The organism is Methylobacterium sp. J-077 (assembly GCF_022829365.1).
Lineage (GTDB): Bacteria > Pseudomonadota > Alphaproteobacteria > Rhizobiales > Beijerinckiaceae > Methylobacterium.
Map to the genome: position 1 here is coordinate 19829 of NZ_JAKSYJ010000196.1, position 13827 is coordinate 33655.

General features: G+C 69.2%; 16 protein-coding genes. 5 read left to right on the forward strand and 11 right to left on the reverse strand.

Annotation, left to right across the window (positions count from 1 at the left end):
* Positions 1-90 precede the first annotated feature (90 nt).
* Entirely contained in the window at positions 91-2277 is a 2187-nt protein-coding gene (locus MKL11_RS22765) for a TonB-dependent receptor (protein WP_243947529.1), read from the reverse strand.
* Positions 2278-2442: 165 nt separating this feature from the next.
* Positions 2443-2655 (reverse strand): hypothetical protein, encoded by a 213-nt coding sequence (locus MKL11_RS22770; RefSeq protein WP_243947530.1) that lies wholly within the window; start codon positions 2653-2655, stop codon positions 2443-2445.
* A gap of 223 nt (positions 2656-2878) precedes the next feature.
* Between MKL11_RS22770 and MKL11_RS22775 the strand changes: the two genes are divergently transcribed.
* Together MKL11_RS22775 and MKL11_RS22780 are read left to right on the forward strand one after the other, a co-directional pair.
* Entirely contained in the window at positions 2879-5224 is a 2346-nt protein-coding gene (locus MKL11_RS22775; protein WP_243947532.1) for an Orn/Lys/Arg decarboxylase N-terminal domain-containing protein, read from the forward strand.
* Positions 5224-5808: a GNAT family N-acetyltransferase gene (locus MKL11_RS22780; protein ID WP_243947534.1), complete on the forward strand. Its 585-nt coding sequence runs from the start codon at positions 5224-5226 to the stop codon at positions 5806-5808. The genes MKL11_RS22775 and MKL11_RS22780 overlap by 1 nt, the downstream gene beginning before the upstream one ends.
* Before the next feature lie 19 nt (positions 5809-5827).
* Here the strand turns inward: MKL11_RS22780 and MKL11_RS22785 are convergent, their stop codons facing one another.
* Genes MKL11_RS22785 through MKL11_RS22795 form a run of 3 tightly spaced genes read right to left on the reverse strand, consistent with a single transcriptional unit; the run spans position 5828 to position 7659 of the window.
* Positions 5828-6418, reverse strand: a complete 591-nt coding sequence (locus MKL11_RS22785) for a YceI family protein (RefSeq protein WP_243947536.1) — start codon at positions 6416-6418, stop codon at positions 5828-5830.
* Positions 6415-7023: a cytochrome b gene (locus MKL11_RS22790; RefSeq protein WP_243947537.1), complete on the reverse strand. Its 609-nt coding sequence runs from the start codon at positions 7021-7023 to the stop codon at positions 6415-6417. Before MKL11_RS22790 ends, MKL11_RS22785 begins: the two co-directional genes overlap by 4 nt.
* Before the next feature lie 27 nt (positions 7024-7050).
* Positions 7051-7659 carry a YceI family protein gene (locus tag MKL11_RS22795; RefSeq protein WP_243947539.1) on the reverse strand — a complete coding sequence of 203 codons (609 nt, stop codon included), beginning with the start codon at positions 7657-7659 and terminating at the stop codon, positions 7051-7053.
* 112 nt (positions 7660-7771) lie between these two features.
* On the opposite strand from MKL11_RS22795, the gene MKL11_RS22800 reads away from it, so the two are divergent.
* Positions 7772-8728: a LysR family transcriptional regulator gene (locus MKL11_RS22800; protein WP_243947541.1), complete on the forward strand. Its 957-nt coding sequence runs from the start codon at positions 7772-7774 to the stop codon at positions 8726-8728.
* Between the two features lie 278 nt (positions 8729-9006).
* Entirely contained in the window at positions 9007-9369 is a 363-nt protein-coding gene (locus MKL11_RS22805; protein ID WP_243947543.1) for a hypothetical protein, read from the forward strand.
* 40 nt (positions 9370-9409) lie between these two features.
* On the opposite strand, the gene MKL11_RS22810 is transcribed toward MKL11_RS22805, so the two are convergent.
* The 3 genes from MKL11_RS22810 to MKL11_RS22820 form a co-directional block, all read right to left on the reverse strand.
* Entirely contained in the window at positions 9410-9961 is a 552-nt protein-coding gene (locus tag MKL11_RS22810; protein WP_243947545.1) for a hypothetical protein, read from the reverse strand.
* Between the two features lie 287 nt (positions 9962-10248).
* On the reverse strand, positions 10249-10464 hold the full coding sequence (locus tag MKL11_RS22815) for a hypothetical protein (protein ID WP_409565898.1): 216 nt from the start codon (positions 10462-10464) through the stop codon (positions 10249-10251).
* 56 nt (positions 10465-10520) lie between these two features.
* A complete protein-coding gene (locus MKL11_RS22820) occupies positions 10521-11249 on the reverse strand; it encodes a hypothetical protein (RefSeq protein WP_243947547.1) in 729 nt (242 codons plus the stop codon).
* Between the two features lie 159 nt (positions 11250-11408).
* Here MKL11_RS22820 and MKL11_RS22825 point away from each other — a divergent pair, with 159 nt between their 5' ends.
* A complete protein-coding gene (locus MKL11_RS22825; RefSeq protein WP_007565173.1) occupies positions 11409-11660 on the forward strand; it encodes a hypothetical protein in 252 nt (83 codons plus the stop codon).
* A gap of 10 nt (positions 11661-11670) precedes the next feature.
* Here MKL11_RS22825 and MKL11_RS22830 read toward each other — a convergent pair whose 3' ends face one another.
* The 3 genes from MKL11_RS22830 to MKL11_RS22840 all read right to left on the reverse strand — a co-directional run bounded on the left by MKL11_RS22830 (position 11671) and on the right by MKL11_RS22840 (position 13593).
* Positions 11671-11997, reverse strand: coding sequence for a hypothetical protein (locus MKL11_RS22830; RefSeq protein ID WP_243947549.1), 327 nt, complete (start codon positions 11995-11997; stop codon positions 11671-11673).
* A 15-nt stretch (positions 11998-12012) separates the two neighbouring features.
* The gene (locus tag MKL11_RS22835; RefSeq protein WP_243947551.1) at positions 12013-13272 is read right to left on the reverse strand and encodes a Zn-dependent hydrolase; all 1260 of its coding nucleotides are present in this window, start codon (positions 13270-13272) and stop codon (positions 12013-12015) included.
* Between the two features lie 90 nt (positions 13273-13362).
* The gene (locus MKL11_RS22840; RefSeq protein ID WP_243947553.1) at positions 13363-13593 is read right to left on the reverse strand and encodes a hypothetical protein; all 231 of its coding nucleotides are present in this window, start codon (positions 13591-13593) and stop codon (positions 13363-13365) included.
* Between the last annotated feature and the right edge of the window lie 234 nt (positions 13594-13827).

A 13827-nucleotide genomic window follows, 5' to 3' on the forward strand; every position in this document is an offset into this window, starting at 1 on the left:
CGCGCGGGAAGGCGACGGCATCCGGGCCACAGGTTCGGGCTGCTGAGGTTAAGACAATGTTTCCCGTGAAACATCGGCCCCGGCGGTCGCCTACAGGTCGACCGCCATCGACAGCAGGTAGGTGCGTGGGCCGCCCTGGAAAAACGTCCCGAACGAGGCGACCCCGGTCCAGTACCGGGTACCGGTGGCGTTCAGCACGTTGGCCCGGAACGTCGTCCGGCGCCCATCGATCACCGTGGTGTAGCGCAGGCCGAGATCGAGCCGCGCCCAGTCCGGCAGGGCCTGGGTGTTGGCGAGGTCGACATACTGCCGCCCGGTGTAGATCACCGCCCCGTCGACTGTCAGGCCCGGCAGCCCGGGTAGGTCCCACTCGGCGCCGAGATTGAGCTGCACGTCCGGCACCCCGATTGGCACGTGACCCAGATTGCTGGCGGTGGCCGTCTGGGTGAGGACGCCGTCGAGCAGGCTGAGACCGCCCAGCACCCGCAACTCCGGGGTGATCTCGCCGTAGACGCTGAACTCGAGCCCGCTGACGCGCTGCTCGCCCGTCTGGGCGAAGCTTCGAGTGATGGGGTTCGCCTCCCCGTTCGGCTGGGTAATCCGAAAGGCGCTGAACGTGCCACCGATCCGCCCGAAATCGAGCTTCACGCCGGCCTCGACCTGATGCGCCACGTAGGGTGCCAGGATCGTGCCGGCATTGCTGGCCGACAGGGGGGCAACGTCGCCGCGGCTCAGACCCTCGATAGAGTTGGCGTAGAGCGAGACGGCGTCCCACGGCCGCACCACGAGGCCGACCACCGGGGTGGTCGCGCTCTTGTCGTAGGCGGAACTCGGCGTGCCGACATTGGCCAGGTAATTGTGCGCCTCGACCCACTGCTGGCGCACACCCAGCGTCAGCAGGATGTGCTCGTCGAGGCCCGAGAGCGTGTCGGCCACCGAGACCCCCGACAGCGTGCTGTCGGACAAGCGCGGCCGCCCGGCGGTGATCGGCGGGGGAATGTAGGTGGCTAGGCGCGGCGCGTAGATGTTCGACAGGTAGGCGTCCCGCCCGGCGGGAAGTTGCCGCGCCGTATCCTCGTTATAGGCCGAGGCCTGCACCACGACGGCGTGGTGGACGAAGCCGGTCTCGAACCGGGCCCGGGCACCGCCATCATAGGTCGAGCGGTCGATACCCATCGCGTAGAATTGCGGCGTGCTGGTCGTGTCGCCGCGGGCATTGAGGATGGTCGGGGCCGACTGGAAGTAGCGATCCACCTCGGTCTGCGCACCGCCGGCATCGGCAAACAGCGTGATCGCGTCAGTGACGTCGTATTCCAGGCGCAGCAGGCCGCCGCGGTCGTCGATATCCGAGTACTCCCAGCGCTGGGTCAGGTTGAGGCGGCCGTCCGGCGCCCGCGGGACCGGCACGCCGGCCTTGAGCTGGAACGGGCGCAGGGGCGCGTCGAAGCGGTCGGTCTGTGCCAACAGGTAGAGCCCGGCCCGGACCTTCTCGCCCTGATAGTCGAGGGCGAGCGCCCCGACCCCGGTCGTCTCGGATTGGTGGGCGAACGGCGTGTCCCCGCCATGCAGGCTGCCGACGAAGCGGGCGCCCCATTCCCGGCCGGGGCCGAAGCGGCGTGCGACGTCGAGTTGGCTGCCGCCCCGGGCAACCGAGCCGTAATCCAGGGTGAACCGGGTCAGGTCATCGCCAGCCCGCTTGGGGACGACGTTGACCACGCCGCCGACCGCGCCGTTCGGCGAGACCCCGGACAGGGCCGCGGAGGGTCCCTTCAGCACCTCGATCCGCTCCGCATAGTCGGTGAAGACCCGGAAGCTCGGCGCGACGCCGTAGACGCCGTCGAAGGCGATCTCGCCGCTGGTCCCCTCGCCGGACGGGAAACCGCGGATGGAGAACGAATCGAACGGCGCGCCACTGGTCTGGGTGGCGCGCACCGACGGGTCGCGGCTGAGCGCCTCGGACACGGTGCGGGCCTGTTGGTCGCGCACGAAGGTGTCGGTGTAGCTCACTACGCTGAACGGCGCTGTTCTGGTTTCTGTATTGGCCAGCAGGCCGGCGCGCCCGCCTTGCGCGACTTGGCCGCCGGCATAGGCCGGCATGATCCCGCGTGGCGTGGCCGTGCTCTCCACCGAGAGTTCGTCGAGCTGGACGGCGGATCCGGGCCGGACATCCTCGGCTCGCGCGGCACCAGGATCGACGACGAGCAGAACATTCACATTCAAGATCAGAGAGGCATAGAGAAACAGCGGCGCGCAGCGGCCAGAACGCATTAGGGACATCTTGGACGAATCGATTTCTCGGAGCGGAGCCGATCGAAGCTGCCGTTTCACGGCGCACGCAGCAAGTCAACATAAACAAATCGTTCTTATCGGTTTTTAATTTTTATAATTCCATACATTTTCGGATTTTCATCTCGAATACGAGAGAAATATTTCGCTAATACATCAAAATTTCAGGTCGATATTCGCGATGCACTGCACGACATACAGTACCTTCACGCCGCAAGCAGAGTCACGAGGGTCGTAAAGATCAATCCAGTCCTGACGCGCGCGCCAGCGCAGCCGGGTCGGATCGCGCAAGCTTCCCGGCGTTGTGCTGCACGATCCGGCCGAGGCGGCGGAGCGCGTCGTGCGGATGATCGGGGATCGCGCGATCATCGGCTTGTCCGAGCGGCGCATCCCGGCCGGGCATGGGCGTCCACGGCGACACGCAAGGGGCGGTCGCGATGGCCGCGCCCCAAGGGAGATCGCAATCGGGCCGATGGCTGAGGTGATCGCCGCCTGAGACCGCGGGTTTCGGCCGCGACCCGGCGCGCTGTCATGCAATCGTCGCAGATGGGCCAGAAAGCCACTCGCTGCTTGCGAGGCTGAGAGGGGCTCCATGGATTTCCACCGTCGCTTCACGGTTCTGATGTGTGCCCCCGCCTTCGATCCGGACGACCTGGAGGGTGCGCGCGTCGCCCAGATCGTGGCCGCGGTCGAGAATCGCGGCTTCGAGGTGGTGCGGGCCCGGCGCGTCGAGGACGCGGCCATCGCGGTGCAGACCGATGCCGCGATCGGCTGCATGGTGGTCGACTGGGGCAAGCGCGGCCTCGACGGCAAGGCCGCCGCGCTCATCGACATGATGCGCAAGCGCGGCCTGGAGATGCCGATCGTCATCATGGTCCGCCGCAAGCGGCTGGAGGACATCCCGGTCGAGCTCCTGGACTTCATCGACGGCTACATCTTCCTGGCGGAAGAGACCCCCGAATTCATCGCCCGCGGCCTGGTCAGCCGGGTGACGCAATATGCCCAGACGCTGAAGACGCCGTTCTTCGGCGCGCTGGTCGATTACGCCGAGAAGGGCAACCAGCTCTGGACTTGCCCGGGCCACAACGGCGGCATTTTCTATAACCGCTCGCCGATCGGACGGATCTTCGTCGAGCACCTGGGCGAGGCGATCTTCCGCGATGACCTCGACAACTCGGTCCTCGATCTCGGCGACCTCCTGACCCACGAGGGCCCGGCGCTGAAGGCCCAGAAGGAGGCCGCCAAGATCTTCGGGGCGGAGAAGACCTACTTCGTCCTCAACGGCACCTCGGCCTCCAACAAGATCGTGCTGTCCTCCCTGGTGGCCGAGGACGACCTCGTGCTGTTCGACCGCAACAACCATAAGGCGGCCCATCACGGCGCCCTATTCCTCGGCGGCGGCATCCCGATCTTCCTGGAGACCGACCGGAATGCCTACGGCCTGATCGGCCCGATCTATCACGAGGCCCTGGACGAGACCCGGATCCGCGAGAAGATCCGGGCGAACCCTCTGGTGACCGACCCGGAGGCGTGGCGCCGGGAGCGGCCGTTCCGGGTCGCGGTGATCGAGCAATGCACCTACGACGGCACGATCTACGACGCGCAGGAGATCCTGGAGAAGATCGGCCACCTCTGCGACTATATCCTATTCGACGAGGCCTGGGCGGGCTTCATGAAGTTCCACCCGCTCTACGCCCGCCGCTTCGCCATGGGCCTCACCGGCCTCGACGAGACCTCGCCGGGCATCGTGGCCACGCAATCGACCCACAAGCAGCTCGCGAGCTTCTCCCAGGCCTCGCAGATCCACACCCGCGACGGCCATATCCGCGGCCAGACCCGGCGGGTCGAGCACAAGCGGCTCAACGAGAGTTTTCTGGTCCACGCCTCCACGTCACCCTTCTACCCCCTGTTCGCCTCCCTCGATGTCGGCGCCCAGATGATGAAGGGCCGCTCCGGCATGATCCTGTGGGACGACACGATCCGCCTCGGGATCGAGTGGCGCAAGAAGGTCCGGGCGATCCGCCGGGAATTCGAGGAGCACGAGGCCGACCCGCTGCGCCGCTGGTTCTTCGACCCGTTCGTGCCGGACGTGACCCGCAGCGCCGACGGGGCCGAGATGCCCTGGGAGAAGGTGCCCACCGACGAGCTCGCCTCCGACCCGCGGCACTGGGAACTGAAGCCCGGCGCCCGCTGGCACGGGTTCACCCATGTCGCCCCGGGCTACGCGATCACCGACCCGAACAAGCTCACGGTGCTCACCCCGGGCTTCGACCGGCGGACCGGGGCCTATGCCGACCACGGCGTGCCGGCGCCGATCGTGGCCCAATACCTGCGTGAGAACCGGATCGTCGCCGAGAAGAACGACCTGAACTCGCTGCTCTTCCTGCTGACCCCGGGGGTCGAATCGTCCAAGGCCGGGACGCTGATCTCCGGCCTCGTCGCCTTCAAGCGACTCCACGACGACAACGTGCCGCTGGAGGAGGCCATGCCGGAATTCGTCAACCGCCGGCCCAACCGCTACCGAGGCGTGCGCCTGCGCGATCTCTGCGCCGAGTTCCACGCCTTCCACCGCGAGGCCGGCACCTCCGCACTCCAGCGCCGGCAATTCGCCCCCGAGCACCTGCCCGAGATGGTGATGCCGCCCAAGAAGGCCGCCCAGATGCTGACCCGCAACAAGGTCGATTACGTGCCGATCGCCGAGGCCGAGGGGCGCATCGCCACGACCCTGATGCTGGTCTACCCGCCGGGGATCGGCACGGTCCTGCCGGGTGAGCGCCTGGACGACCGCGCCAAGCCGATGCTCGACTATTTCAAGATGTTCGAGGCCTCGGCCAACCTGTTCCCGGGCTTCGAGGCCGAGATCCAGGGGGTCTATCGCGAGGTCGAGCCGGACGGGCGGATCCGCTTCCACACCTACGTCGTGCGGGACGGCGCCTGATGGAGATCGAGCCCGAGGAAGGCGCCCCGATTCCGACCCGGCCGAGCCCGGACATCATCATCCGCGCCTCCTCGGACGCCGATGTCGAGGCCATGGTGGCGATCTACGAGCACCATATCGGCAAGGGCGTGGGCGACGTCGCCGATTTCGACGACGAGGCGCGGCTGCTGCCCGACGACCTGAAGCGGCGGCGCAAGACCATGCGCAAGAAGCGCCTGCCCCACCTCGTCGCCGAGCGCGCCGGCCAGGTGGCGGGCTACGCCTACGCGGTGCCGTTCCGGAAGCGCCCGGCCTATCGCTACACCCTCAAGCACTCGATCTACGTGCATCCCGACCACCTCCATGCCGGGATCGGCCGCCGCCTTCTGCCGGCCCTGATCGAGGCCTGCGCAGCCGGCGGCTACCGGCAGATGATCGGCTACATCGACGCGCAGAACGCGGCGTCCTTACGCCTCCACGAGACCTGCGGCTTCGTCCGCGTCGGCCTGCTCAAGGCGGTGGGGTTCAAGTACGGCCGCTGGTCCGACAGCGTGATGGTGCAGCGGCCGCTCGGCACCGGCTCCGAGGACCAGCCCGGGGCGTAGTCGGACGCGACGGGACCGGTCAGTGCCCTTCGGCTGGGGCTGGCCGGGCCGTGGCGACGAGGTCGATATCGACCCCGACGTCGAGGGCGACCCATTGTCCGGAGGCCCAGGCGCCCTGGCCGATTCCGAAATCGGTGCGGACGAGGCCGACATGCCCGGTGGCGTGCGCTTGGGGGCCGTCGAGCGACAGGTGGAAGGGCAGCGTCAGCGGGTGTTTCGTGCCGCGGATCGTCAGGTCGCCGACGGCTTCGTAGTCGCCCTGGCCCTTGTCGACCAAGCGGGTTGCCTCGAACCGGGCCTGGTTGGCGCTCGCCACGTCGAACCAGTCCTTCTGGGGCAGCGCCGTGTCGCGCTGGGCGTCGCCGGTGCGGGCGCTGCCGAGATCGACCAGCACCGTGGCGTGGCCGGCCTCGGGCTTGGCGGGATCGAAATCCACCGTTGCCTCGAAGCGTTCGAAGCGGCCGGAGAACGGAGTCCCGACCTGCACACCCGAGAACCGGATCGCGCTCCTGGCCGGATCCACCGCCCACTCGGCGGCGGCGGCCGGGAACCCGGCGCCCGACAGGGCGGCCGACAGGCACAGGGCGAGGCGCGGGCGACGCAGCGTCATCGAGTCGATTCCAGGGTTTTGGGAGGCGTCGCCGCGGGGCGGCCCGGCAGCATCCGCCACAGCACGCCGTCGCGCAGGATGAGATGGTGGCGCAGCGCCGCCGCGACGTGCAGCGCCAGCAGCGCGGTCAGGAACCAGGCCCCGTAGGCGTGCAGCGCCTTGACCAGCCCCTCCGCGGCCGCCGGGTCGGCGAGGAGCGGGGCGAGCGGCAGGTGCGGCCAGGGCACGAGCCCGTACAGCACGGTCGGGATGTTGAACGGCGAGAGCGAGACCACCGCCCAGCCGGCGAGCGGCAGCCCGACGAGGAGCCCGTACAGGAGTCCGTGCGCCGCCCCCGCCGCCCGGCGTTCCCGGGCCGGCATGCTCGCCGGATAGGGCGGCGGCCGGTGGGCCACCCGCCAGGCGAGGCGCAGACCGGTCAGGATCAGCACGGTGATCCCGACCGACTTGTGCCACTGGTAGAGCGGGAACAGGCGCATCGGGCTCAAGCCTGCATGGGTCATGGTCAGGCCCATGCCGATCAGGGCGAGCACGCCGAGCGCGCTCGCCCAGTGCAGCAGGATGGCCACCGCGGAGTAGCGCCGCGCCGCCGCGTCGGGTGCCATGGCCATCTCCCGTCCCGTCGTTCCGGGTCAGTCCTGCCGCTCGAAGGCGCCCGCGATGGTCAGGTGCAGGTCGTCGCCGATCAGCGGCACGTAGGTCTTCACCCCGAACTCGGAGCGCTTGAGCGTGCCGGTGGCGTCGAAGCCGACCGTGACCTTCTTGCTCAGCGGGTTCACGCCGGCCCCGACCAGGGTGACGTCCAGGGTCACCGGCTTGGTCACACCGTGGAGCGTCAGGTTGCCGGTCACCTTCGCCTTGTCCTTGCCCTCGGGGGCGACCTTGGTCGACACGAAGGTGATGTCGGGGAACTTGGCGGCGTCGAGCCACTGGTCGCCCTTCAGCTCGTCGGTGAGCTTGGCGCTGGTCGTGGTCACCGAGGCGACCGGGATCTTGATCGTGAGCTTCGCGGCCGCCGGGGTCTTCGGCTGCAGGTCGAGGGTGCCGGACACGTCGGAGAAGCCGCCGGCATAGTTCGAGAAGCCCATATGGGAGACACGCCAGCCGACCTGGGTGTGATTCGGATCGACCGCGTAGGTGCCGGCCTGGATCTGGGCCGGATCCCGGGTCGCGGGGGTCTGGGACAGAGCCGGGGTGGCGACGAGGAGGGCCAGAAGGCCGGAGGCGAGAAGCGACTTCAAGGGACTCTCCCAGATGAGAACGGCAGGTGTGGACGGCCGACTCGGTCCGGCGCACAGCCACGTCCCTGTAGACCCGTTCACGGCCTCGGTTGAGCCTGCTATCCGGAACCCCATGGTTGCGAGATCGGAAACCTTCACGGGCAGCCTCGACGACGTGCGCGCCTTCTGCACGGTCGTCGATCTCGGCACCGTCACGGCTGCGGCCGCAAGCCTGCGGGAGACGAAGGGCAGCATCAGCCGGCGCCTGTCCCGGCTTGAGCAGGCGCTCGGCGCCCGGCTGATGGCGCGGACCTCCCGGGCGGTGTCGCCGACTGCCGAAGGTCTCGCCTTCTACGCCAAGGCTCACGAGAGCCTGGCGCTTCTCGACGCGGCGGCCGAGACCGCCCGCGACGCCCAGACGGTGCCGGCCGGGCACCTGCGCATGACCACCTCGATCGATTTCGGGATCGAGGTGATGCCCGAGATCGTCGCGAGCTTTCGGGCGGCCTATCCGCAGATCACGGTGGAAATGCTGAACACCGATGCCCGCCTGGACCTGGCGGCCAACCGGATCGACCTCGCCCTGCGGCTCGGCGGCGCGGAGGAGACCGGATACCGCGCCGTCCTCCTGGCGACCCTGTCGGTGGCCCTCTACGCCACCCCCGCCTACCTGCTGCGCCGACCGGCCCCGACCGACCTGGCGGGGTTGCACGACCACGACCTGATCCTCCCTCGGGAGCGGACCGGCGGGGGCGCCCTCTCCCTCACCGACGGGCAGGGCCGGGCCGAGCAGATCGTCCTGAATCCCGCCATCCGGGTCAGCGATTTCTCCACCGTCCACCGCCTGACCCTGGTCGGTGCCGGGATCGGCCACATCCCGAGCCTCGTGGCCGCCCGGGCGGTGGCGGCGGGCCAGCTCGTGCGCGTGCTCGCCCCCTGGGCGAGGCGGGGGGCGGCGCTGCGCGCCGTGACCCTGGCCGGGCGCGACCTGCCGGCGCGGGTCCAGGTCTTCCGGGAGCATGTTCGCGACGCGCTGACGCTGCGCGACGGCGAAATGCCGCCCCGCAATGAATACAGCCTAGAATTGTAGAATGGAACTATACCCGCGATATTGGCGACGTGATCGGGACAATCTTACGCTTTCGCGTAGCGCGGTGTTGAGGGGCTCCGCGCAACATGGCCGGCAGCGGCATCCCGGGCCGCTGCGGTGCTCGATCTCAGCAGGTTCCGTAAAAGTGCTCGGCGATTTTACGATCAGAACCTGCGGCAAACCAAGGACCTGAGCGGGTGACGCGTTGGCCTGCCACGCGGGGCTGCTTAGGTCCGATCCCTTGCCCGGGCGCATCTCATCTTACGCGGACGCCAGACATGTTCCTTCGCAACCGGTGCCTGCGACCCCTGCTGCTCGTCGGGACGATGGCCCTGGCGGGTCTGTGCGCGGCGCCGGCTTCAGCCTGGGCGACGCTGTCGAGCACGACCCGTATCATCCTGCAGAAGGGGCGCCACTATGCGCCGACCGACCTGTTCCTGCGGCTGGGCGACACGATCACCCTGCGCAACGACGACGCCAGCCAAAGCCACCACGCCTTCATCGAGGCCGACCGGTTCTCGTTCGACGCCGGCGATCAGGAGCCCGGCACCGAGACCCGGCTGGTTCTGGTCGAGCCGGGGGATTTCGTCATCCAGTGCGGCATCCATCCTAAGATGAAGCTGACCATTCACGTCCAGTAGGGCACCGGCCCATGGAGTGATGACGGGTTGGCGACGGGGCTCAGCCCTCGCTGTCGTGACCGAGGCCGAGCCCACGGATGAGATCGCCGATCGGATCGATTTTTTTCGGGGTTGGCGCAGGCGCCGGCGTCGACGGGGCTGCGACGGCGGGCTCCGCGGCCGCCGTCCGGGCCAGGGCCGCGTGGCGCAGGCGGGCCATTCGACGGGGGCTGCGATCCGCCAGCTTCGGCCGATGCGCCGTGAGCGCCGTCCGGGATTTCTCGGCCGGGGCGATCATCTCGCTCGGCAGAGCCGCAGCCGTGACAGCGCCGGCCGGCAGGGCCGTCATCTGCGGCGCCAATAGGTCGGACGAGGTCGCACGGGCGATTTCGGACATGCGCGCCTCCGGCTTGCTCACGCCGGCCATCCGGGCCGGCGGATCCATCCAGGTCGACGATCCGGCGGGCGCCACGGCGATCCGGGCGACGCGCGGCTGCACCTCGTAATTGCCCGGATGCAGAGTATGCGCGGCCACCACAAGCCCGAATACGGCGATAGCGGTCGTCGCGAGGGTGGACTTGTAGTGTTCCATGACGGCAGAACGAACAGCCAAGGTCATGGTTCCGCTTGGCCGAAAGCTTCGAGCCCGGGAGCGCGCCTCTCAGGCTGATGCCCGGCAGCGGATGCAGACAAGAAAAAAGGCCACTCCCGAAGGAGCGGCCCGAAGTCTAGGGAGGAAACGCCCAAGAAGGGCAACGGGATCGCGACGCCATCGCCATCCCGCAGTGCAGAGATAGGCTACCGCATTGCGGCATGCAACCGACCGAGGGTTGTTTCTGCATGCATGAGTAACACCCCTTGGTCGCCGAGATACGCACCCACGCCATGGCTCGGGACCGATCAGCCGCCGTTCTGCGGCTCGTCATGCCCGATCAGCCGCTCGACCTCGGCCAGGGCGACGGCGCGGGCCAAACCCTCGGAGGCGTGCGGACGGTACGATCCCCGGACCAGCTTGCCGCGGTCCCGGATCGCCCACGTGAAACGCCCCGGGTCATGCCGGCTCGGCCTGACCTCGACCGTGTAGAGATGCCCGCCATTCGCACCCATGCCCCGCATGTGCAGAGTCCCGGCCGCCGGCCCAGGGGGTGCGACCGTGGGCGGCAGGCCGGCGTCTATCGGGTCACCCTGGGGCGACCGCCCTCGGGCCGATCCGGTGCCGCCGGACCATCGGTCTTGGTGCCGAGCCAGACCACGTGCTTAGGCCCGCTGCCGCGGCCGCTGGCATGGACCCGGGCCTCCTCGACCGCGAAGCCGGAGCGCTGCAGGCGGGATTTGAACTTCCGGTCCGGGGCGCCCGACCAGACCGCCAGGATGCCGCTTGGCCGCAGGGCCCAACGGGCGCGCTTGAGGCCCCAATTGTCGTAGAGCCGGTCGTTGGAGCGGCGCATCAGCCCCTCCGGGCCGTTGTCGACGTCGAGCAGGATGGCGTCGTATTGGCTCGGCCCCGATTGGATCAGGCGGTTCACGTCGGCTTCCTGCACGTCGACCCGGGGGTCGTCCAGGCAATCGCCGAAGACGTGGGCGAGTGGGCCGCGGGCCCAGGCGATCACGGACGGCACCAACTCGGCTACCACGACCCGCGCCTCCGGGCCGAGGCCCGCCAACGCCGCCCGCAGGGTGAAGCCCATGCCGAGCCCGCCGATCAGCATCCGGGCCCGGGGCCGATCCTTCAGCCGCTCGCAGGTCATGGCGGCGAGCGCCGCCTCGGAGCCGCTGCGGCGGTTGTTCATCAGCTCGATCGTGTCGGCCAGGATCGAGAACTCGTCGCCGCGCCGCATCAGGCGCAGGTCGGTGCCGCCCCCCGGGACGGATCCGGTGTCGAGATGAACCCAGGGTATCACGGAACTTTCCTCGATTGGCGGTGCGGCCGGTCGGGGACCGTCGGCACGAAAGATCACGGCGAGAGCGGGGCCGCGGGCGGGTTCGGCGCTGCGCGCGGTGCAACCCCCTGCGCGGCGGTGCCCCCTGCCGCGCGGGATCGCGGTGGCGTATCAGCACCTATGGCTAAGCGCATCAAGTCGAGACCCCAGGAACGGGGCTTCATTCTGTTCGACGTCGTCTTCGAGGACGGCTCCCGGGCTTCGAACCGCCGTGTCCCGGCCGAAATCCTCGGCGGCCTGGACGGCGACGAGCCGGCCCGGCAGGTCATCGCCGAGCAGGAGGAGGAGATCGCCCTCAAGGCCGGGCGACCCGGTCGAGAGATCCAGAGCCTGACCCGCTCGCCGATCATCAAGCCGAAACCGATCGCCTGACCGGCCCCGATCAGACCGCGCCTTCGACCACCTCCAGCGCCCGCAGGATCGCGAAGCCGATCCGCTCCGCCTCGGCCTCCGCGTCGGGGCCGGCCGGCAGCAGCGCCACGGTCTCCACCGCCTCCTCGTCCTCCGGGCCGATCACGATCCGGAACACGTCCCCCTCCTGGGCGGCCGGGTCGCGGATCAGGCCGACCCGGTGGCCCGCGGCCGCGCCGAACAGGCGCATCGGGGGCGGCTCGGAATCGGGCGCGGTTCGCTCGGCCTCCGTTCGATGGACAGGGGCGGCATTGCGGCGGGCGCCGAAGGTCGGGCGGATGACGTTGTCATCGGACATGCCGAACCAGCCTCCTCAGGACCGCGCGAGGCCGGCGGTGCCGAGCACCGCGTCGGCCAGCACCTCCATGCCGGCCCGGGCCCAGTCCGGCGTGATGCTCTCGGCCTCGTTGTGGCTGATGCCGCCGTGGCAGGGGCAAAAGACCAGGGCCGCCGGCACCACGCGGGCGCAATAGACGGCGTCGTGATAGATCGCGGTCGGCATCCGGGTCCAGGCGTGGCCCCGCGCCTCGGCCGCCGCCTGGACGCGGTCGACCAGCACCGGATCGAACGGGGTGAGCGGCGCACGCCAGAAGTCTTCTACCCGGATCGTGACGCCCCGCTCGGCAGCGAGCGCGTCCGCCCGGGCCAGGATCCGCCCCCGCATCGCCTCCAGCTGCCCGGGATCGCCGTGGCGGGTATCGAGGCTGAACCAGACCCGGCCCGGGGTGATGTTGCGGCTCGTGGGCTCGGCGGTGAGGACCCCGACGGTGGCGCGGCCACGCTCGCCCTCGGGGCCGAGCGCCTCCCAGGCAATGTCTTCGAGCGATCCGATCAGCGCCGCAGCGGCCATCATGGCGTCGCGCCGGCCGGCCATGGGGCTGCCGGCATGGGCCTCCGCGCCCAGCACGGTGACCTCGTACCAGATCTGGGCCAGTGCCCGATCGACGATCCCGATGTTCAGGCCGGCCTCCTCCAGGCGCGTGCCCTGCTCGATATGCAGTTCGAAATACGCGGCGATCCCGCGAAGGCTGGCCGGATCCGCCTGGCCCTGCCAGCCGATCCTTCGCAGCTCTTCGCCGAACACGCGGCCGGCCAGGTCGCGGGTTTCCATCACGTCGGCCTCGGGGACGATTCCCATGGCGACGCCGCTGCCGCTCATCGGCGGGGCGAAGCGCGAGCCCTCCTCGTTGCACCAGTTGATCAGCAGGAGCGGCGCCTCGGTCTCGATCCCGGCCTCGTGCAGGGCGCGCATGATCTCCAGGCCGGCGAGCACGCCGAGCGGCCCGTCGAACTTGCCGCCGGTGGGCTGGGTGTCGAGATGGCTGCCGATGGCGACGGGCTTCCGGCCCGGGTCCCGTCCCGGCCGGTGGAAGATCATGTTGCCGATCCGGTCCACGGTCAGGGTGAGCCCGATCGCCTCGCCCCAGCGCTGGAACAGAGCGCGCCCCTCGGCATCCCGGTCGGTCAGGGTCTGCCGGTCGTTGCCGCCGTTGGGGAGCGCACCGATCCGGGCGAGCGCCATCAGGCTGTCCCAGAGGCGATCCTGCGAGAGCGGGAGGTTGGTGCGATCCATGCCCGTGTGATCCTCGCGCCTCGGCCGACCGTTTGCTGGAGGCGGCGACGTTAGGCCGTGATCCCGCCCTGCACCAGGGAGGGGCCGGCGTCAGAGGGTCGGGTCGGGGAAATCCTGCGCGTGCAGGCTCCAGATCGCCCGCCCATCCTCGGCCGAGACGTAGACCGCGTTGGCGCCGAGCTGGGTCAGATCGAGATCGATCCGCTTGGCCGCCGCCACCGCGTCCGAGTCGTCCTTCGCCGCGAAGGCGTGCCGGTACAGGTCCGGGCCAAGCATGCCGTTCGGCTCACGACGGATCGCCCGGAAAATGTATGTGCGCATCAACAGACCTGAAACGATACCGTATCCGAGCATATAGAAGGTTCATCACCGAAGTGGAGATGGGTACAGCGGCAAAAATACCCCACCACAGGAAGCTTTACTGCGATTTGTCCCGGCGCGAATGCGGGAACCGCACAGGTTAAAAGCAGTCCCCGCCCTGGACCAAGTGCCGGAGACCCGTGACGACATGTCCGGGTGCGAACCGGCCCCTGATCTGAACAACTCCTGAACTCC